17 protein-coding genes and 2 pseudogenes are annotated in these 18,835 nt (G+C 35.1%); 10 read left to right on the forward strand and 9 right to left on the reverse strand.

Translation table 11 applies throughout. The features are described 5' to 3' along the window. Positions 1-111 precede the first annotated feature (111 nt). The 4 genes and pseudogenes from G9F74_RS17265 to G9F74_RS30120 all read left to right on the forward strand — a co-directional run bounded on the left by G9F74_RS17265 (position 112) and on the right by G9F74_RS30120 (position 5,737). Positions 112-3,012: pseudogene (locus tag G9F74_RS17265) on the forward strand (DEAD/DEAH box helicase). 404 nt (positions 3,013-3,416) lie between these two features. Beyond that, on the forward strand, positions 3,417-4,277 hold the full coding sequence (locus G9F74_RS17270; protein ID WP_016107938.1) for a DnaD domain-containing protein: 861 nt from the start codon (positions 3,417-3,419) through the stop codon (positions 4,275-4,277). Further along, positions 4,274-5,563, forward strand: a complete 1,290-nt coding sequence (dnaB, locus tag G9F74_RS17275) for a replicative DNA helicase (RefSeq protein WP_016107939.1) — start codon at positions 4,274-4,276, stop codon at positions 5,561-5,563. Before G9F74_RS17270 ends, dnaB begins: the two co-directional genes overlap by 4 nt. A 51-nt stretch (positions 5,564-5,614) precedes the next feature. Further along, positions 5,615-5,737, forward strand: coding sequence for a hypothetical protein (locus G9F74_RS30120; protein ID WP_255253891.1), 123 nt, complete (start codon positions 5,615-5,617; stop codon positions 5,735-5,737). Between the two features lie 181 nt (positions 5,738-5,918). Here G9F74_RS30120 and G9F74_RS17280 read toward each other — a convergent pair whose 3' ends face one another. Both G9F74_RS17280 and G9F74_RS17285 read right to left on the reverse strand, forming a co-directional pair. Then, complete coding sequence (locus G9F74_RS17280; protein WP_016107940.1) at positions 5,919-7,298, reverse strand: aldehyde dehydrogenase; 1,380 nt, start codon at positions 7,296-7,298, stop codon at positions 5,919-5,921. Between the two features lie 471 nt (positions 7,299-7,769). Beyond that, a complete protein-coding gene (locus tag G9F74_RS17285; RefSeq protein WP_016107941.1) occupies positions 7,770-8,657 on the reverse strand; it encodes a DMT family transporter in 888 nt (295 codons plus the stop codon). 303 nt (positions 8,658-8,960) lie between these two features. Here G9F74_RS17285 and G9F74_RS17290 point away from each other — a divergent pair, with 303 nt between their 5' ends. Further along, the gene (locus G9F74_RS17290) at positions 8,961-9,116 is read left to right on the forward strand and encodes a hypothetical protein (RefSeq protein WP_000453392.1); all 156 of its coding nucleotides are present in this window, start codon (positions 8,961-8,963) and stop codon (positions 9,114-9,116) included. 171 nt (positions 9,117-9,287) lie between these two features. Here the strand turns inward: G9F74_RS17290 and G9F74_RS17295 are convergent, their stop codons facing one another. Beyond that, the gene (locus tag G9F74_RS17295; RefSeq protein ID WP_016107942.1) at positions 9,288-9,863 is read right to left on the reverse strand and encodes a TetR/AcrR family transcriptional regulator; all 576 of its coding nucleotides are present in this window, start codon (positions 9,861-9,863) and stop codon (positions 9,288-9,290) included. Positions 9,864-10,005: 142 nt separating this feature from the next. Between G9F74_RS17295 and G9F74_RS17300 the strand changes: the two genes are divergently transcribed. After that, complete coding sequence (locus G9F74_RS17300; RefSeq protein WP_016107943.1) at positions 10,006-11,481, forward strand: MDR family MFS transporter; 1,476 nt, start codon at positions 10,006-10,008, stop codon at positions 11,479-11,481. Positions 11,482-11,601: 120 nt separating this feature from the next. On the opposite strand, the gene G9F74_RS17305 is transcribed toward G9F74_RS17300, so the two are convergent. The 6 genes and pseudogenes from G9F74_RS17305 to G9F74_RS17330 form a co-directional block, all read right to left on the reverse strand. Next, positions 11,602-11,802 carry a hypothetical protein gene (locus G9F74_RS17305; protein WP_000042280.1) on the reverse strand — a complete coding sequence of 67 codons (201 nt, stop codon included), beginning with the start codon at positions 11,800-11,802 and terminating at the stop codon, positions 11,602-11,604. 151 nt (positions 11,803-11,953) lie between these two features. Beyond that, positions 11,954-12,097: pseudogene (locus G9F74_RS17310) on the reverse strand (sortase domain-containing protein); the annotation flags it as partial. Continuing rightward, complete coding sequence (locus G9F74_RS17315) at positions 12,096-12,623, reverse strand: permease (RefSeq protein ID WP_001004197.1); 528 nt, start codon at positions 12,621-12,623, stop codon at positions 12,096-12,098. The pseudogene G9F74_RS17310 and the gene G9F74_RS17315, both read right to left, overlap by 2 nt. Next, positions 12,620-13,102, reverse strand: a complete 483-nt coding sequence (locus G9F74_RS17320; protein ID WP_000606978.1) for a hypothetical protein — start codon at positions 13,100-13,102, stop codon at positions 12,620-12,622. The genes G9F74_RS17315 and G9F74_RS17320 overlap by 4 nt, the downstream gene beginning before the upstream one ends. Further along, positions 13,095-13,436 (reverse strand): PadR family transcriptional regulator, encoded by a 342-nt coding sequence (locus G9F74_RS17325; RefSeq protein WP_000683176.1) that lies wholly within the window; start codon positions 13,434-13,436, stop codon positions 13,095-13,097. The genes G9F74_RS17320 and G9F74_RS17325 overlap by 8 nt, the downstream gene beginning before the upstream one ends. Before the next feature lie 254 nt (positions 13,437-13,690). Next, the gene (locus G9F74_RS17330) at positions 13,691-13,816 is read right to left on the reverse strand and encodes a YjcZ family sporulation protein (protein WP_000540377.1); all 126 of its coding nucleotides are present in this window, start codon (positions 13,814-13,816) and stop codon (positions 13,691-13,693) included. 185 nt (positions 13,817-14,001) lie between these two features. Here G9F74_RS17330 and G9F74_RS17335 point away from each other — a divergent pair, with 185 nt between their 5' ends. The 4 genes from G9F74_RS17335 (at position 14,002) to licT (ending at position 18,726) form a co-directional block, all read left to right on the forward strand. Further along, on the forward strand, positions 14,002-14,241 hold the full coding sequence (locus G9F74_RS17335; protein ID WP_000013684.1) for a hypothetical protein: 240 nt from the start codon (positions 14,002-14,004) through the stop codon (positions 14,239-14,241). A gap of 813 nt (positions 14,242-15,054) precedes the next feature. After that, entirely contained in the window at positions 15,055-16,881 is a 1,827-nt protein-coding gene (locus tag G9F74_RS17340; protein WP_131202424.1) for an N-acetylmuramoyl-L-alanine amidase, read from the forward strand. Positions 16,882-17,264: 383 nt separating this feature from the next. After that, a complete protein-coding gene (locus G9F74_RS17345; protein ID WP_000501498.1) occupies positions 17,265-17,621 on the forward strand; it encodes a DUF4259 domain-containing protein in 357 nt (118 codons plus the stop codon). A gap of 256 nt (positions 17,622-17,877) precedes the next feature. Beyond that, positions 17,878-18,726, forward strand: coding sequence for a BglG family transcription antiterminator LicT (licT, locus tag G9F74_RS17350; RefSeq protein ID WP_001219859.1), 849 nt, complete (start codon positions 17,878-17,880; stop codon positions 18,724-18,726). The last annotated feature ends 109 nt before the right edge of the window (positions 18,727-18,835 follow it).

An 18,835-nucleotide genomic window follows, 5' to 3' on the forward strand; every position in this document is an offset into this window, starting at 1 on the left:
GAAAAAAACTATTCGTTTTATACGGATAGTTTTTTATATTTGTAATAAATTTGCACTTTAAATCAGTGAGTAATACAATTAATATAAAAAATTGTCATAAATGGTGATCATATGGAGAATTTTATTCAAAAATTAGAGGGGTCTTTATATAAAGGGTTTATTGATCAAAAACATAATCATCCTGGAATATATAAGCCGAAATTATTAGTAAACAATACGAAAAAAAATGAAAATGTTTTAAGCTCATTATTGGAGGAGCTAGAAAATAGTACATCTTTTATTTTCTCAGTAGCTTTTATTACAGAAAGTGGGCTAGCGACTTTAAAATCACATTTCCTTGATCTTAAACAAAAAGGGGTTAAAGGACGTATATTAACATCTACATTCTTAAACTTTAATACACCAAAAGTGTTTAGAGAGTTAATGAAACTTGAAAATGTAGAAGTAAGATTAACAAATTTATCTGGTTTTCATTCAAAGGGATACATATTTGATAACAAAACACATTGTTCATTAATAGTTGGTAGTTCAAATCTGACTGCACATGCTTTGAAGGTAAACTATGAATGGAACGTCAAGTTAACATCGCATGAAGATGGAGAGATTGTTCAACATTTTAAAAATCAATTTGAAGAAGTTTGGGAGCATTCTCAAGTATTAACTGAAGAGTTAATTGGAAATTACGAAACAATATATGAACAAGTTGCAGAAAATAAGTTACTAGATCGAGTTATAGAATTACCTGGTCAATATCATAATTGAATTGAAGAAGCTTTGAAAATTACCCCAAATAAAATGCAACAAGCTGCGTTAAAAGAAATACAAACTATTCGAGACGCTGGAAAAGAAAAAGGATTAGTTATCTCTGCAACAGGAACGGGGAAGACATATCTTTCAGCATTTGATGTCAGAAGTTTTGCACCTAAACGGATGCTATTTATTGTTCACCGAGAGCAAATATTAAATAAAGCAAAATCAGATTTTCAAAAGGTTCTTGGTGGAGTAGATGAGGATTTTGGAATTTTATCAGGATCAAATAGGCAAATAAATGCTAAATATTTATTTGCGACAATCCAGACTATTTCAAAGGAAGAAAATTTACATCAATTTGATCCTGGGTTATTTGATTATATTTTAATAGATGAAGTTCATAAAGCTGGTGCTAGTTCTTATCATAGAGTCATTGATTATTTTAAACCGAAATTTTTAATGGGAATGACCGCTACACCTGAACGTACAGACAATTTTAATATTTATGAGCTATTTGATTACAACATTGCTTATGAAATTCGATTGCAAGAAGCACTTGAAGAAGATATGCTTTGTCCTTTTCATTATTTTGGAGTTACTGATTTTGAATATAATGGTGAAAAGATAGATGACACTACTGTTTTATCTAAGCTTGTTACGGAAGAACGAGTGGATCATATAGTTGAAAAAGTAAAATATTACGGTTTTTCTGGTAAGAAAGTAACAGGACTAATGTTTTGCAGCCGAAAAGATGAGGCAGAACAATTATCACATGCCTTAAATAATAGAGGTTTTCGCACATTTGCATTAACCGGCGATCATTCCCAAGAGGAAAGAGAACTGCGGGTGAATCAATTAGAAAATGGCATACTGGATTATATTTTAACAGTAGATATTTTTAATGAAGGTATTGATATTCCGAGTGTGAACCAAGTTGTTATGTTGAGACAAACTCAATCAAGCATTATCTTTATACAGCAGTTAGGGCGTGGACTTCGAAAACACGATTCGAAGGATTTTGTTACGATTATTGATTTTATTGGAAACTATAAAAATAACTATTTAATTCCGATTGCCCTTTCAGGAGATAGATCACAAAATAAAGATAATATACGTAGATATACAAATGACACGAGTTATATTAAAGGTATTTCAACAGTTAACTTTGAAGAGATAGCGAAAAAGCAGATCTTTAAAGCGATTAACAATAGTAATTTAACAGCAATGAAAGTATTGAAGGAAGCTTTTGCTGAGTTGAAAAATAGAATAGGAAGAACTCCATATCTATATGACTTTATAGTAAACCATTCTATTGATCCAGTTGTACTTGCAGAAGGATATTCGAACTATTATCAGTTCTTATTGAAAATGAAAGAAGATGTCCCTGCATTAACAGAGTACGAAAATAAAGTTTTAACGATGTTTTCATTGGAAGTATTGAATGGAAAACGTAAAAACGAAATCGTTTTGTTAGACTTATTATTAAAGCAAGAAAAAGTTGATAAGGATGAGTATATAAAACAACTTGAAGAATCTAATTGCTTAACAGATGATGAAACGATTACTTCAGTACAACGAATTTTTGAATTAGAGTTTTTCTCACAAAACAGTCAAAAGAAATATGGAGAAAAGCCAATTCTCTCTTTACAGGACGATAAGATGTATATGTTTAATGATTCTATCCGAAAAAGCTTAGAACAAAATCAATACTTTAAGCGTATGGTTATGGACATTATTAAAAGTGCAAGGAAAAAGAGCAAAAACTATGAGTGTGATAGTAACCTTACTGTATATAAAAAATACTCAAGAAAAGATGTGTGTAAACTTTTAAATTGGCATAATGACGAGAGCTCAACTATGTATGGTTATAAGACAAAGTACTATACTTGTCCAATATTTATCACATACCATAAAAATGATGAGGTAGAATCCAGTGTGGACTACGGTGATGAATTCCTTAATCAAGATGTTCTTAAATGGTATACAAGAAGTAATAGAACATTAAAATCAAAGGAAGTTCAAACAATTATTGATGCTAAAGAAAATAATATTGACGTCCATATTTTTGTGAAAAAAGATGATGACGAGGGAAGCGACTTTTACTATTTAGGAAAAGCGACACCTGATAAAGCAAGTGTAGAACAAACTGAAATGAAAGATAAAAATGGAAAAGAACTACCTGTTGTTACGATGAATATGATTATGGAGAAATCAATTGATAATAAGATCTATGATTATATAAAGGACGGTAATGTTTTGTAGGTATATTAAATTTTTAATATCTTTATGTTTCTAAAATTATTAAGCGAATATAGATGGGGCTGTATCAAAATGACATCGGAGTATGCTTTTGATATGGTCTTTTTTATTGGAATTTAATATGTTTTTTATTAGATTTGTGGATTCATTTAATTGGTTTAAGCAGAATGTGGAGATGGGTCTTTCTAATCGAAGTAACCGATAACTAACCCCTCCTAAGCCCCTTACAAGCCCCTACCAAGTAATAAATCACTAAGAAAAAACACAACAAAAACAAAAACAACAACAAACACCGTAGTAGGCGTCGAAAAAAATTTTGAAATAACACGCCAAAAACCTGGCCCTCCTTTCTATATATAGTACAAAGAGGGATTTTTCATTTTTGAATGGAGACAGGAGGAATTAGGATGGCGGTGTATCGTAATGTGCAGGTGAATTTTTGGCAGGATGATTTTGTTTTGGATTTGACGCCGGAGGAGCGGTATTTTTATATTTATTTGTTAACTTGTTCGAAGACGACGCAGTGTGGGATTTTTCCTTTTCCGAAGCGGTTAGCTGAGATGGAGACGGGTTATAACCGGGAGACTGTTGATAAGCTTTTGCAGCGCTTCATTGATTATGGAAAGATCCTTTATGATGCGGAGACGCGGGAGTTATTCATTTTAAATTGGCTTCGTTATAATCCTGTGACGAATACAAATGTGGAGAAGTGTGTGCTCCGTGAGCTGAAGGGTGTGAAGAATAAGGAGTTTGTACATATGTTTTTGCAGAAGTGTGCGGAGGAGGAGCTGAATGTTCCGATGCTTTTAGCACATTTCGGTATGCCTAGTGATATGACTATGGATGATGTTGATCCAGTTTGCGAGGAAACAGTGGAAGAAGAGGTTATAGAGGAGGAAACGGGAAGTAAGGTGTTCACGTTTTATGAACAACATTTTGGTAGTTTGTCTCCGTATACGGTAGAGGAATTGAATGCATGGATGAATGATTTGTCAGAGGAGCTTGTGCTGAAGGCTCTTCAAATTTCGTATGAGAATAAAAATCGGAAGATGGCTTATGTGAAGGGGATTTTGCGGGGATGGCACGGGAAAGGATTTACGAAAGTGTCTGAGGTTGAGGCGGATACGGCAAGGTTTCGAAAGAAGGAGTCGTCTGTTAGTAGTGGAGAGACGGAGAATTTTTTGGCGAAGTGTGAGGAGTGGGAGAAGAATACGCCGTCAGAGGAAGAGTTGCAGCGCTTTTTAGCGGAACGCGGGTGGCGGCCATGAGTATTCAAAATGTGGAGGCGGAAAAGACGGTGCTAGGTTCTCTATTACTTGATGGAGAGCTTATGAAGGAGTGCCGTTTGACGGAGCACTATTTTTCTATGCCCGTGCACAAGTCTATATTTCAGTTAATGCGAAAAATGGAAGAGGAGGGGCAACCGATTGATCTTGTGACGTTCATTTCTAGAGTAGATCCGAATTTTTTGAAGGGGATCGGGGGAATGGAGTATTTTATAGGATTAATGGATGGTGTGCCTGCGACTAGTAACTTCTCTTATTATGAGGGGCTTGTTCGAGGTGCCTGGAAAATGTATCAGGCGGGTGTTCTCGGGCACAAGATGGGAGAGCGTCTTATTGCAGAGAAGAATGAGAAAGTTATTGGTGAGACGATTACGGCACTTTGTGAGTTAGAGGAAAAGGACTGCGTATGTGAGTTTGATTTGAAGGATGCGTTAGTTGGTTTGTATGAAGAGCTTCATCAAGATACGAAAGAAATTACAGGTATTGAGACTGGTTATACATCGCTAAATAAGATGACGTGCGGATTGCAGGAAGGTGATTTTATTGTCCTTGGTGCGCGCCCTTCTATGGGAAAGACTGCGTTTGCGTTAAATGTTGGACTGCATGCGGCGAAGTCTGGAGCGGCGGTTGGATTGTTTTCGTTAGAGATGAGTAGTAAGCAATTGTTAAAAAGAATGGCTTCTTGCGTAGGTGAAGTGTCAGGTGGTAGGCTGAAAAATCCGAAGCACCGTTTTGCGATGGAAGACTGGGAAAAGGTGAGTAAGGCGTTTGCGGAAATTGGGGAATTACCACTTGAGATTTATGATCATGCAGGTGTTACGGTGCAAGATATTTGGATGCAAACTCGTAAGTTAAAGAGGAAGCATGATGATAAGAAGCTTTTAGTCATTGTAGATTATTTGCAGCTTATTACGGGAGATCCGAAGCATAAGGGCAATCGATTTCAGGAGATTAGCGAAATTTCACGTAAGCTTAAGTTGTTAGCGCGTGATTTAAATGTTTGTGTAGTAGCGCTATCGCAATTGTCTCGTTCCGTAGAGTCCCGGCAAGATAAGCGTCCTCTTTTATCTGACCTAAGAGAGACAGGACAAATTGAGCAAGATGCGGATGTCATTATGCTTATGTATCGAGAGGATTATTACGATAAGGAAACGATGCAGAAAGAGATGACGGAGATTCATGTGGCGAAGCATCGAAATGGACCTGTGGGGAGTTTTAAATTGAGATTTATGAAGGAGTTTGGGCGGTTTGTGGAGAGGGTGAATTAGTGGGAGGGAGAAGCTTGTGTTTTTAAGAACGGAGTAGAAGCGGCTTCAATTATGAAAGGAAAAGAGAAAGGGAAGATTGTTCGTTTAATAATTGGAGGAAATACAGATCTTAAGACGGAAAATTTGTATATTATTTTCATTTTCTTTAGCGGTTCTGGTGCAAAGATAAAATAAAGCACTTCATTCATATTTGTATAAGCTAGAACATTGTTAACGCGTATCCCTATCCTGCTTAAAGCAGGGAGAACCATCGCTAAAAATAGATTAGGTTATTACAAGGTAAAGGGAGTCCATTCTACTGGATTCCCTTTATTATTTCTTCTTTAATATCAACATGAATGTTTAACAAATCGTATTACTTAAAAATCTTTCGCAAAATATTAATTTTGTTCCTATACGGTGGAAATAAAAACCCTAAATCTATCCTTGAGCTTTTCTTTAAAATGCTTTTACGATGTGTAAAAGCATCAAAACTATGTTTCCCATGATAGGAGCCAAATCCTGCAGTTCCTACTCCGCCAAAAGGTAAGTGGAGATTAGCCATATGTGACATTGTATCGTTGACGCATCCGCCCCCAAAAGAAATTCGTCCTAATACCTGCTTTTCAACATTTTTGTTTTCAGTAAACACATACAAAGCTAACGGTTTGGGATGGGTGTTAATCGTATGAATGACTTCATCTAAATCATTGTAATCCATAATTGGTAAAATTGGCCCGAAAATTTCTTCTTTCATAGCTGCATCATCCCATGATTTTACTTCAAGAAGTGTTGGTTCAATATATAAATGGCTTCTAGATGAATTTCCACCAAATACTATATAATTTTTGTCTTGCTCTAATATAGAAAGAAGTCTATCGAATTGTCTCTCATTAACAATTCGACCATAATCATTGCTTTTTAATACATCTGATCCATAAAAGTTTGTAATGATTTCTTTCATTTTCGAAATCAGTTTTACTTTGATAGATTTGTGTGCAATAACATAATCAGGTGCAATACAGGATTGGCCAGCATTTATGAATTTTCCCCAGATAATGCGCTTGGCTGCTATATCGAGGTTAGCGGTTTCATCGACAATAGCGGGGCCTTTTCCACCAAGTTCTAATGTTACTGGTACAAGATTTTTCGCCGCAGCCTCCATGACAATTTTTCCAACTGGAACGCTACCAGTAAAAAAGATGTGGTCAAAAGGTGCATGAATCAATAAAGAAGTTATTTCACTGCCGCCTTCAATTACACGAATGTATTGCTTATCAAACGTTTCACTTATTATTTTGTTCATTACAGCTGAAACATTTGGTGCATTTTCTGAAGGCTTGAGAACTACACAATTTCCTGCTGCAATTGCCCCAATGAGAGGTTCAATTAATGATTGAAATGGATAATTAAAAGGCCCAATAATTAGCACGGTACCATATGGCTCTTTTATTATGTAGCTTTTGGATGGTGCAAAATGAATAGGGGTTTTTACTTTTTGAGGTTTCATCCACTGTTTTAGATATTTCATTATAAAATTGATACTGTTAAATGCGAAACCAACTTCTGCAGCGTATGCTTCAAACTCGCTTTTGTGTAAATCTTGATATAATGCGCTCAGCACTTGACTTTCATATTTTTGAATAGAATTTTTTAGCTTTTCTAACTGTTTAAGCCGAAATTGAAGACTTCTTGTATGATCATGATGGAAAAATTGTCTATGTTCTTGAATAAGTTGTTGTATTTCATCAACCATTAGGAAATCCCTCCAATAGTAAGAAAATATTCACATACCATGTCCATCAATTGTATAAAGCATTTCAGCCACATATCCTATTTACTAATGCATCCGTTTGTTGATAAAAGTTACTGTTAAACTAAGGGTGATAATCTTTGAAAATTTATCCTGTAGATCTGACGTTTTTTTGTTTACGTAAGTGGGATGTATTGGACTATAAATTATTATTAATTATCAGCTTTTGATGAATTAGAATTGTTTTCTAAAAAATAGGGGGCATTATTATTAATCAAACTTTATTCTAAACTAATATCAGCAACAGGAAATAAAATTCCTGTCGCTGAATAAAAGGCATAGCACAGTACGCTTCAGTCACCTGAATATTCTTCTGAGGGACAGATATTCACTTAGAAGTACACTTAGATTAAGAGAATAATACAAACGAATCCTCTTAATGTGGATGTGTAGTTATTTATTTTGGTAAAATATCTATCCCATATTTTTCTTGTAATTTACCTTTAGCAAACTCTTAAAATCCATCTCAGCAATCAACACACTTACTAATATAAGCGTCGCTCCTAAGTATCCTTTTCCGGTAAGTGTTTCACCTGTGAAAACGAAAGCAAAGCCTGCTGAAAAAACAGGTTCTAATGAAAAGATAAGGCCTGTATGTGTAGGCGTCGTGTATTGCTGGGCGATCACTTGCACGATGAATGCGACTGCGGTACAAAATATGCTTAAGGCTAAGATAATTAACCATGAGTTGGTTGTGCTAGGAAGTTTTGGCGTTTCTATAATGAATGAAAATATAAGACTAAATAGACCGACGAAACCGAGTTGTATGACTCCAAGTGCAATGGAGTTCACATGTTTCGTTACGCTTCCGGTAATGATGACGTGAATGGCATAAAATAAGGCTGACAGTATGCAAAATATATCGCCGTTACCGATTTTGAATTCGCTCGTTAATGTTAATAAGCCGATTCCTATTATCGTTAAAATGATTCCTACTATAACTTTCTTTTCCGGAATGTGTTTTAAAAATATAGCTGATAATATCGGAATGAAAATGACTGTGAGACATAGTAAGAAACCAGCATTAGAAACACTCGTATACTTTGTGCCGAAAGTAGCGAAAATGTAAACGATAAATAAGACAGAAGCGAGTATAAATGCATATTTTACCGTTTTAAAATTGATTTTGAATACATGTTTGTAAAATATTAAACCTGATAAAAGAAAGGCAATAATAAATCGTAATGCGATTAAATTGTATTCTTCTATGCCTTCGAGTCCAACTTTTGTAAGTAAGATAGATGCACCCCAAAAGAATGTAACTAGTAGTAGCCCTAAATCTGCTTTTAATTGTAGTTTCATTTCTATTCCCTCGTTATGTATAAATTTTATAATTCCATACCCCTATCCCCATTTTATATTTTAATATTAATTCTGAATATTTAAAACATAAATTTATCGACGGTTTTTTCTTTTCCGCATAATTGGGAAGTAATAGTATGTATAAAAAAAGCCCAGTTTAGAAGGGCTTTTTTTCTATGTAAAATTTCATTTGTTTTGTTTACATAATATCTTTACAATTATTTGATAAAATAAAGTCAATTGCGTATTGTGATGGTGGGTGGTTATCCCTTCTTTCTATTTGGAAGGAAAGGAGGTGATAATATGGAGGTTTTGTTTGACCTTGTAAAAGAGTTTGTCAAAGCGACTGTGCGCGAAGTTTCAGCGTATTTTTTGCGGAAGCAACTTCTAGATAAGGACAACAAAAAACCCACTCCGCGCCGTAGGAAGCAGAAGGGTGGGTTTCGTAAAAAGAAATAGCTTATAATAACTACCACCCATACGGTAGCAGTTAGGGAAGAGATGTTATCGCATCTCTTCTTTTATTATATGCCATTTTATTTGATGTCATACTTATATAGCATTCTACCGAAAATATATCATATTCCTATTTTGTGGTCAATTTGATTGCATAATTGAAAAGGTGTAGTCTTATTCCTCTTCAAACTGAAAAATATCCCGGTTAATGAGTTGGTGGAGATATTGGTCCATTTCAGCAGCAGAAACTTTTCTTTCATTTTTAAACCACCATGCGCTTAATGAGGTGATTGCCCCTGAATAAAATTCAATGATTAGATCATTTGGCATCGTATGGTTTTTGCACAGTTGATTTAACGCTTCTACTTCTTGTTTTCTTGTTTCGTGACTTAAATACTGTGTCCGGTTAATAAATTGTTCATCAGACATTTGTATCTCTAATATTTTACCGATTTCTTCATGATGTAGGAATTGTTCCGTTACTTGAAATGGTTTACTTAATCGATCTGAAACCGGTATTTCAGCAATCATCTTGCCATATCGTTTAAATCCAAATGCTAATAAAGCATCTTTATCTTCAAAATGTTTGTAAAAGGTTGTTCGGTGTACCATCGCACGATCACAAATTTGGTTAATCGTGATGGTACTATATTTTTGTTTTGATTGCGTCATTAATTCGAATAAGGAATCCCATAGTAATTTATGTGTACGTCTAATACGTAAATCAAGTTGTTTTTCATTATCGTTCATCTACAATTCTCCTTTTTTGTAGATTAAGTATACAATGGCTGAAAATTGATTCTCCCTTTTTAATCTACATATGTATATTATATTACATGTGTTCTGGTGTATTTAAAGTTTTTTTAGTAAGAAACAGGAGGAGAATCTGCAAATGAATATGACAACTAAGAGCCCTGCAAGTGGCAAAGTTGATACTTCTAATATGAAACATACCCCCATTTTAATTGCGTTACTTTTAGGGGCAATGGTTGCATTATTAAACGAAACGTTACTTGGTAATGCGTTAACTGTACTAATGAAAGAATTTGGCGTAACAGCTTCAACAATTCAATGGCTTTCTACAGCATACATGTTAGTTGTTGGTGTTTTAGTACCGATTACAGCGTTACTTCAGCAATGGCTTACAACGAGAAAAATGTTCTTAATCGCTATGGTAACATTTTTAGTAGGTACATTAATTGCGGGATTCGCACCGACATTTTCTGTTTTATTAGTAGGCCGTATCGTCCAAGCTGTAGCGACCGGGTTAATTTCACCGTTACTAATGAATACGATTTTAATTATTTGTCCACCTGAAAAACGTGGTGCCACAATGGGATTAATCGCACTTGTGATGATGTCCGCTCCGGCAATTGGTCCTACATTATCTGGAGTAATCGTTGACTCACTGAATTGGCGCTGGTTATTCTATATCGTTATTCCTATCGTAATCATCTCAATTATGATTGGGATGAAGTACATTCAAAATGTGTCAGAGATAACAAGGCCAAAAGTAGATTATCCATCTATCCTTTTATCGACATTAGGATTTGGTGGGCTTGTGTATAGCTTTAGTGCATCGGGTGATTTAGGATGGTCCGATGCGAAAGTGTATGGCACTTTAATTGTTGGGCTTATCTCATTATGTATTTTTGTCGTTCGACAATTGAAAATTGAGAATCCAATTTTAGAATTACGAGCATTTAAAGTCCCGATGTTTACATTATCAGTTGGATTAATCGTCATTGTGATGATGTCGTTATTTTCAACGATGACTTTATTACCGATGTTCCTGCAAACAGTTTTACTCGTTACAGCCTTTAAATCAGGAATCATCATGCTTCCAGGAAGTATTATTAGCGCCATAATGGGACCAATCGCGGGTAAACTATTTGATAAATTTAGTCCGAAAGTTATTATCGTTCCTGGCATTGTGTTAGTAGGGATTGCAATGTTCTTATTTAAAGACATTACGCCTGACACATCAATGTTACAAATTATTGTCATGCATAGCGTATTAATGGTTGGACTCATGTTTGTCATGACAGCACAAACATACGGCTTAAATCAATTAACACCAGATCTATATCCGCACGGAACAGCGTTGTTTAATACGTTACAGCAAGTAGCTGGCGCAATTGGTACAGCTATATTTATATCGAAAATGTCTTCAGGAACAACTAAGTATATGGAAAGCTCTGCAAACCCAATGGACCCAGTGGAGAAGTTAAACGGTTTAACGTCAGGGTTCCAAGGTGCATTTGCACTTGGATTAATCTTTATTGTTGTCGCTTTTATCGTATCGCTATTCTTAAAAGAAGAGAAAAAGGGAGTAGAAGTAAAGGGGGTTTTACAGAACGAAAATTAAGTTTTATATAAAAAGACATCTTTACGATTAAAGATGTCTTTTTATATTTCTTTCGTAATAATAGTTCAAACAGCCGAGGGAAATGTGGTGTATGTATTATCTGTTTTTTAGTAAGAAGAACTATTGAGAACAACGATGTAAAGCTTTACTAATAACTAAAAGTCCAATAATGAGGGAAAGTGTTCTTATAATAAGTTCTGCAACTAATAAGTCACCCATCGTTTTAGTGACATCATACATAGTCCCTGTAATGAGAATAGGTGCGATCATAATGGTAATTCCAATTACTATTTGAAGAAGTAAATTCACGTTTTTACTCAAGATAATCACCTCTAAAAATATTATAAAACAAAATATTTAATTTTCTGTATTATACATTTATTATACTGTATCGAATTAAGATTATGGTAATGTTTCTAAAGTAAAAAAGAGGTGTCACATAGTTATAAGGTGACACCTCTTTGTAGCTAGTAGAAATTAAAGATGCTTCAATAATATAGCGATCTGGGGCATCACCGATGTAGTTAAAGGGGTAACAAGTTGTTAATGTTAGTTTCTCTTTTTTTACAATGACAGTTCGATCTTCTGCATCTGTTATCCAATGGGTGTTAACCTTACATTTCCTCCGTAACATCATACCGCAACAATTGCCCCTGATCATAAAACTTCTCAAAAATAAGGCCCATTACATAGAAGAATACTAAACCGAAGCAAATGTGAATAAGTGTGAAAGTAGCTCCAAATGAAGAAAATTCATATACGATAATTGGTAATTTTGCAGTTGTCCAAACGCCTAAGAAAAATACGATGTATTTAATGCTCGCCCCTTTTTTCAAAAGTAATGCGGCGATTGGAAAGGCGACGTAGAGGGGGCCAGCTGCAATTCCGCCTAATAATAGAGAGAATAAGATACCATATATGCCCGATTTTTCGCCCATATATTTCATTAACGTTTCTTTCTTCACCCATTGATCAAGTAATCCTACAAATAGTAGGACAGGAGGAAGGAGAAACAGCATATCTAAAATGCTATTCCCTGTTAGTTGTAATGCCGCCTTGCCTAAAGATTGATTTATAAAAGTTAATATAAAGAGCCCCAGTAGTAAAACGAAAAAGAAGCGATATCTTTTTAGTTCGTTCATACCATCACCACCCAAATAATATAGGAGAATAGGAGAGACATGAGCAGAGCAGATGCATTACGTGCGTAAGCGAAGCTTCGCCCAAATATCTTTTGTTCCATCGGCATAGTTGTAAGCCCTACTGACATGAGTGTAGACATAAGTGCCGCAACTTGAGGAAGACCTGCACCATGTTGAACTAATGTATTTCCAAGAGGGAATACGACAAAGCTTGGGATGAGTGCCACAGAACCGAGGATTGCAGAATAAATAATACCTAACAATCCAGACTGCTCTCCAATGATGGAAGAGATGAAGGACGGCGTTAATACGGAAAGTGATAAGCCAACGAAAAGCATGATGGAAAGCATGGCAGGTAGAAGATTTCGAAACATTTTCCATGACTTAAATAGAGCGTCTTTCGTTTTATTACGATCTTTCATAAAAGAAATTCCCGTAAGGACAATGGCTAAAGTGTAAAGGATCATACCGTTAATCATGATCGGATTCCTTTAAGTCTTTATATTTGTCTAGGAAAAAGGATAAGTTCTTCATTTTTTCTTCAATATCCATTTGAAAATCTGCTAATTGTTCCTTTCCAGCAGGGGTAATTTTGTACATCTTTCTCGGTTTATCTTGATGAGCTGTACTTACATAAGATGCAATCGCACCTTCGTTTTCTAATTTCTTTAGTGTGCGGTATAGGATGGCACTATCGATTGGATTGACCGGAAGTTCTTCTTCACACTTTTGCAATAATTGCCCGCCATAGTGATCCCCCTCGGCTAGAAATAATAAAAGGAATGCCCCTGTATGTCTTCCTGTATGTTTCATAAATAGACCTCCTAAAATAGATTATTTCACTGTTAATGACAGTATACTGTTGTTAACAGTATATGGTGAATGAAATGCTATGTCAATTTTAAAATGTGCAATTTTTGAGAGGGAAAATAACAATAAATATGAAACAAACAATACAATGGGGGTGCACTTCATTGTGAAAGTAGCCTTTAGTGCTGGGAAATTACTATATGAAGTAATATGTATGTAGAACATAAAAAAAAAGACACTCTCAAGAGTGCCTCTCCTTAGCAGCCGAATCCGCCGCCCCAACAGCTAGCTCCAACGATGATTAATAAAATAAAGAGTACAACAAGTAGGGCGAATCCGCCACCGAAACCACAGCCTCCACCACAACTACCGCCATAACCCATATTAACTCCTCCTTCCGTAATGGATTTAATTCACTTTATGTTTTTACGGATAAACTTGAGCAGGTCCTTTTGAAAAATAAAAGTACTTGGGATTTTATAAGAGTTGACGAACTTATTTTTGTCACCGGTATTTCGTCGTTTACATATTGTATTTTATTCTGTGTATTGGGAGAAGGAGGATCTTTATGGCTAATTCTGAGATGATTTTACGCTTACTTACAGATTTAAAGATTGAACAGCAAGCTTTAAGAGAACAGTTGGAGAAAATGCAAACAGCTTTGACTATTCTTGAAGAAAAACCAAATACTCCTGAAGAGAAATCAACTATTATTGAAGAAAAACCAGCTGTTACAAAGCAAAGAGCTTATTCTGGACGCCCAACATCTTTTCGTGATTGGAGAGCATCAACTCAAAAGAATTCATAAAAATATAAGAAAAGAAGACACCCATTAAGGTGTCTTCTTTTCCTTGTACAATCCAAATGCGATTAGAAGGTATATCCATATTGCTTTAAAACTAAGAAGAAAATAACAATTATCGACTCCAGTTTTAGTATAGCATGTAATAATAAATAATTTTATGTAATATTGCATATATATAGATTAAAGAATGTTTATTCGTATATATTTTAGTTGTCTGTTATTTCTTTTAATTCATTTACTTATATTATTTTTTGAGCGCTCCAGTAATGGGGCCTTTTTTTAGTTATTATTCATGCAGTTCGATTGCTTTACATTGAAATTTTTATGGTAGTTTTATTAAGAAATAGATTCATATCTTTTAGGGCAGGAATGAGAACTACTCAAATGCGGAATGATATACTTGAGTGGTTTTGTGTATGTAATATTATTTATAAAAGTTTACAACAATATAAATATATGACCTTTTACTTTTCTCCTATATCATATATGATATAGTCTGGGACGCCACTGCACTTATGTATATTTAGGAGAACTAGAATGAATAGGAATGATTACACTCAAAGGTTACTATTTAACGAACCTATTGTTTTAATATAAATCTAGTGTATTGAATATTTGGAAGATAGAATGTATAAAACAAGAGAGAAGTTAATTTTACTAATGCATTGTAGTAAGTTTCCGAAAAATCTGTTCTTTAATTTTGGTGGTATCAGATGCATGAAATGAATGTTCTATTTCATAAATCTGGAAGTGAAAAAATCATGTATAGGGGAGGAAGGTATTACTACTAATCTAGTAAAATATACCGTAATAACTATGACAAGAAATCTAGGAAAATACGTAATTACTTTAACAACAGGACTAACTTTATTATCAACTGTGCCATTAACAACTTTAGCAGAAGAGAGTGTTAATCAACCGAATCAATTGTCAATTGCAGACGGAGAAAAAGACGCACATGTTCATGGTGATATAGAGACCGTTAAAGAAGCTAAGACAGGAAAAGTCACGGAAGCGGAAGCTTTAAAAAATATTGAAAATGCGTTTAAAGATGTAGATGGTAAAGGAGATGGAAGCTCTCGCTCTATGCAACCCAAAATGCGTAGTTCTAACCGTATAGGGTATTCAGCAGCAGATCCATCAGCAACGAAGAAAAGTGGAACAATTAGTGGAATTCCGTTTGTAGAGTGGATTATACCAGCTGGTAACACAGATATTCGACCTGCAAACCCAATGAAAGCAAAGTATATTACGATTCATGAAACAGCAAATACGGCACCGGGTGCGAATGCTGAGAGTCATGCAAAGTATTTATACAATCAAGCAACAAGCGGTACTGTTAGAACTGCTTCTTGGCATTTTACTGTAGATGATAAAGAAATTTATCAGCATCTACCAACAAATGAAAATGGCTGGCATGCAGGTGATGGTGGTACAGGTACAGGAAACAGAGAATCAATCGGTATTGAGATAGCGGTTAATCAAGATGGCGACTATAATAAAGCGGTAGAAAACGCGAAAAAATTAGTAGCGCATTTAATGAAACAAGAAGGAATCAGCGCGAGTAATTTACGACGCCATGAACAATGGAGTGGAAAGAAGTGCCCTGATATTATTATCACAAGGGGGACTTGGAATTCATTTGTAGAAGGCGCTAATGGATATCTGAATGGGGGTACTGGAACGAATCCTCCGTTAGTAGACGAAAAAGAAGATGTAGATGGTAACGAAACAAACCCAGCTGAGCCAAATATTGAGTTAGAAATCACTGGTACAAGCGTGAATGTTCGTAGTGGTGCAGGAGTGAATTATGGAGTTGTCCGCATTGCTAAGAAGGGTGAAAAATACAAAGTGTTATCTATTAAAGATGGCTGGTATGAAATCAAGAAAGGTGAGTGGGTGAAATACGATCCAAGCTGGAGTAAGCTCACTAACAATGCTCAAGATAAAGACCCTAATACAACAAAAGAAGGTTGGGTATTTAAAAATAACAATTGGTATTATACAAATAGTGATGGCAAAATGGCTACTGGTTGGAAAAATGTTGGTGGTGCATGGTATTACTTAAATAGTAGTGGTGCAATGGTAACAGGTTGGCAATCAATCGGTGGTGCATGGTATTACTTAAATAGTAGTGGTGCAATGGTAACGGGTTGGCAATCAATCGGTGGTGCATGGTATTACTTACATAGTGAAGGTGCAATGGTAACGGGTTGGCAATCAATCGGTGGTAAATGGTATTACTTAAATAGTAGTGGTGCAATGTTAACGGGTTGGCAATCAATAGGTGGTAAATGGTACTACTTAAATGGTGAAGGTGCAATGCTAACGGGCTGGCAATCAATAGGTGGTAAATGGTACTACTTAAATGGTGAAGGTGCAATGTTAACAGGTTGGCAATCAATCGGTGGTAAATGGTACTACTTAAATGGTGAAGGTGCAATGTTAACGGGCTGGCAATCAATAGGTGGTAAATGGTACTACTTAAATGGTGAAGGTGCAATGTTAACAGGCTGGCAATCAATCGGTGGTGCATGGTATTACTTAAATAGTAGTGGTGCAATGGTAACGGGTTGGCAATCAATTGGTGGTAACAAATACTATTTTGACCAATCGGGTAGTTGGATTGAAGGAAAAATCTAAATAAGTATAGTTTGATATATTTTGTGTATAAAAGAGATAACTTCTATGAAAAAATAATGAATAGAATGTAAATAAAAAAGACACTGTAAAGTGTCTTTTTTATTTAAGTTATGCGCATTGCTTAATAAGACGCTAGTTCCTCAGTCTGACTATGAGTAACTATGTAGGGTGATTTAATTATAACATTTTAACCAGTAATGGGTCTATATGGAATTTTATCGATAATTTCATTTGATTATTCAGAATGATACATGTGGTAAAATATATATATTACCTATAGTAATTGTAAAATATAATGATGTATATAACTAGCCTTGTAATGAATTTCTATTATATTTAAGATTGAAATATAATAGAAAAGTACAAAGAAGGGGCTGTGGAATATGGGCGCTTGGGGAACTGGGTTATTTGATGATGATACAACTTGTGATGTGAAAGAACAGTTTATTGAGTACTTAGAAGAAGATAATAGTGTAGAAGAAGCAACTAAGCTCATTTTAGAAGAGTATTTAGATGAGTTTGATATAGATGAAGATTTAGAGGTTATGTCTTTAGTATATATTGGTCTTGCGGCAATACAATTGGAGAAAGGGTGTCTTCAGGATGAGGTTCGCAACAATGCGATTGCATTAATTGAGCGAGGGGCTGATCTTGAGCTTTGGGAAGAAGCTGATGCAGAAGATTATGAAGAGAGAAAGAAAGTTTTAAATACATTAAAACAACAGCTGATAAACTATTAGTATATCGAAAAAGGAAAAATACTTTTTGAAATGATTAGTCTTTGTTTTCTCTTGTAAAAAAATGTTCAATAATTTATCATTGCAAACGCTTACTTGTTGTGTATAATAAAAGTAAGTTAATAAGTAAAAGGATTGTTACTGTTCGGCAGGCAAAACCTAAATTGATCTAGAGGCTACGGGTGTAGTGTAGCTTTTGGAATCAGTTTAGGTTTTTTTATTACCTTTTGTGACTTTAAGAAGAAGAAGGCGGAACAATATGAGAATCCATAAAATCTTAAATAACAATGTTGTTTGTACGATGAAGGATAATGAGACAGAAGTTGTACTTATGGGCAGAGGTTTGGGGTTTCAGAAAAAAGTAGGCGATGCGATTGATGAATCTAAGATAGAAAAGACCTTTGTACTAGAAACAAGAGAATTATCAGAGAAACTCGCTAGGTTACTAACTGAAATTCCTGTAGAAAATTTAGAGATTACAGAGAGAATTATTCAGTTTGCTAAGACAGTTTTGCCGGGGACTTTAAGTGATTATATTTATCTTACATTAACGGATCACTTAAGTTTCGCCTTAACTCGGCATAAAGAAGGAATGGATCTGAAAAATACTTTGCTTTGGGAGATTAAGAGATTTTATCAGAAAGAGTTTGAAATTGGTCTACAAGCTTTGAACATAATTGAAGAGGAGACTGGCTTTAGACTTTCTGAAGATGAAGCAGGATCAATTGCCTTGCATTTCGTGAATGCGCAGCAAGGAGAGCCGGCAATGCAGCAAACGGTGGCGATGACGAAAATCGTCCAAGATATTTTAAATGTTGTAAAGTACCACTATAAGATGAACTTAGATGAAAATTCATTTAATTATAGTCGGTTCGTAACGCATTTACGATACTTTGCCCAGCGTTTAATGCAGAAGGAATTGCATTCGGCAGAGGATGATTTTTTATACGAGCAAGTGAAAAGTAAGTATGAAGAGGCATATTGTTGTACAGAAAAAATTGAAGCATACTTACAAAAAGCACATAATAGTCATCTTTCAAAAGATGAAAAAGTGTATGTAACGTTGCATATTCACCGTGTAACGAAACGCAATGAATTATGTAATTGAATAAACAGGATTGTTACTGTTTGGCAGGCAAAACCTAAATTGACTTGTAATGGAGTGATTCGTATGTATCACGTCGTTACGGTTAGTTTAGGTTTTTTCTTTTACCCAC

The organism is Bacillus sp. EKM202B (assembly GCF_011066025.1).
GTDB lineage: Bacteria > Bacillota > Bacilli > Bacillales > Bacillaceae_G > Bacillus_A > Bacillus_A toyonensis.

What these genes read in the sequence shown, in the direction of transcription:
- G9F74_RS17340 (WP_131202424.1), top strand. Translation starts at nt 15,055, where the DNA reads ATGACAAGAAATCTAGGAAAATACGTAATTACTTTAACAACAGGACTA.
- G9F74_RS17315 (WP_001004197.1), bottom strand. Translation starts at nt 12,623, where the DNA reads ATGAACGAACTAAAAAGATATCGCTTCTTTTTCGTTTTACTACTGGGG.
- licT (WP_001219859.1), top strand. Translation starts at nt 17,878, where the DNA reads ATGAGAATCCATAAAATCTTAAATAACAATGTTGTTTGTACGATGAAG.
- G9F74_RS17290 (WP_000453392.1), top strand. Translation starts at nt 8,961, where the DNA reads ATGGAGGTTTTGTTTGACCTTGTAAAAGAGTTTGTCAAAGCGACTGTG.
- G9F74_RS17345 (WP_000501498.1), top strand. Translation starts at nt 17,265, where the DNA reads ATGGGCGCTTGGGGAACTGGGTTATTTGATGATGATACAACTTGTGAT.
- G9F74_RS17300 (WP_016107943.1), top strand. Translation starts at nt 10,006, where the DNA reads ATGAATATGACAACTAAGAGCCCTGCAAGTGGCAAAGTTGATACTTCT.
- G9F74_RS17295 (WP_016107942.1), bottom strand. Translation starts at nt 9,863, where the DNA reads ATGAACGATAATGAAAAACAACTTGATTTACGTATTAGACGTACACAT.
- G9F74_RS17285 (WP_016107941.1), bottom strand. Translation starts at nt 8,657, where the DNA reads ATGAAACTACAATTAAAAGCAGATTTAGGGCTACTACTAGTTACATTC.
- G9F74_RS17270 (WP_016107938.1), top strand. Translation starts at nt 3,417, where the DNA reads ATGGCGGTGTATCGTAATGTGCAGGTGAATTTTTGGCAGGATGATTTT.
- G9F74_RS17325 (WP_000683176.1), bottom strand. Translation starts at nt 13,436, where the DNA reads ATGAAACATACAGGAAGACATACAGGGGCATTCCTTTTATTATTTCTA.
- dnaB (WP_016107939.1), top strand. Translation starts at nt 4,274, where the DNA reads ATGAGTATTCAAAATGTGGAGGCGGAAAAGACGGTGCTAGGTTCTCTA.
- G9F74_RS17330 (WP_000540377.1), bottom strand. Translation starts at nt 13,816, where the DNA reads ATGGGTTATGGCGGTAGTTGTGGTGGAGGCTGTGGTTTCGGTGGCGGA.
- G9F74_RS17320 (WP_000606978.1), bottom strand. Translation starts at nt 13,102, where the DNA reads ATGATTAACGGTATGATCCTTTACACTTTAGCCATTGTCCTTACGGGA.
- G9F74_RS30120 (WP_255253891.1), top strand. Translation starts at nt 5,615, where the DNA reads ATGAAAGGAAAAGAGAAAGGGAAGATTGTTCGTTTAATAATTGGAGGA.
- G9F74_RS17335 (WP_000013684.1), top strand. Translation starts at nt 14,002, where the DNA reads ATGGCTAATTCTGAGATGATTTTACGCTTACTTACAGATTTAAAGATT.
- G9F74_RS17280 (WP_016107940.1), bottom strand. Translation starts at nt 7,298, where the DNA reads ATGGTTGATGAAATACAACAACTTATTCAAGAACATAGACAATTTTTC.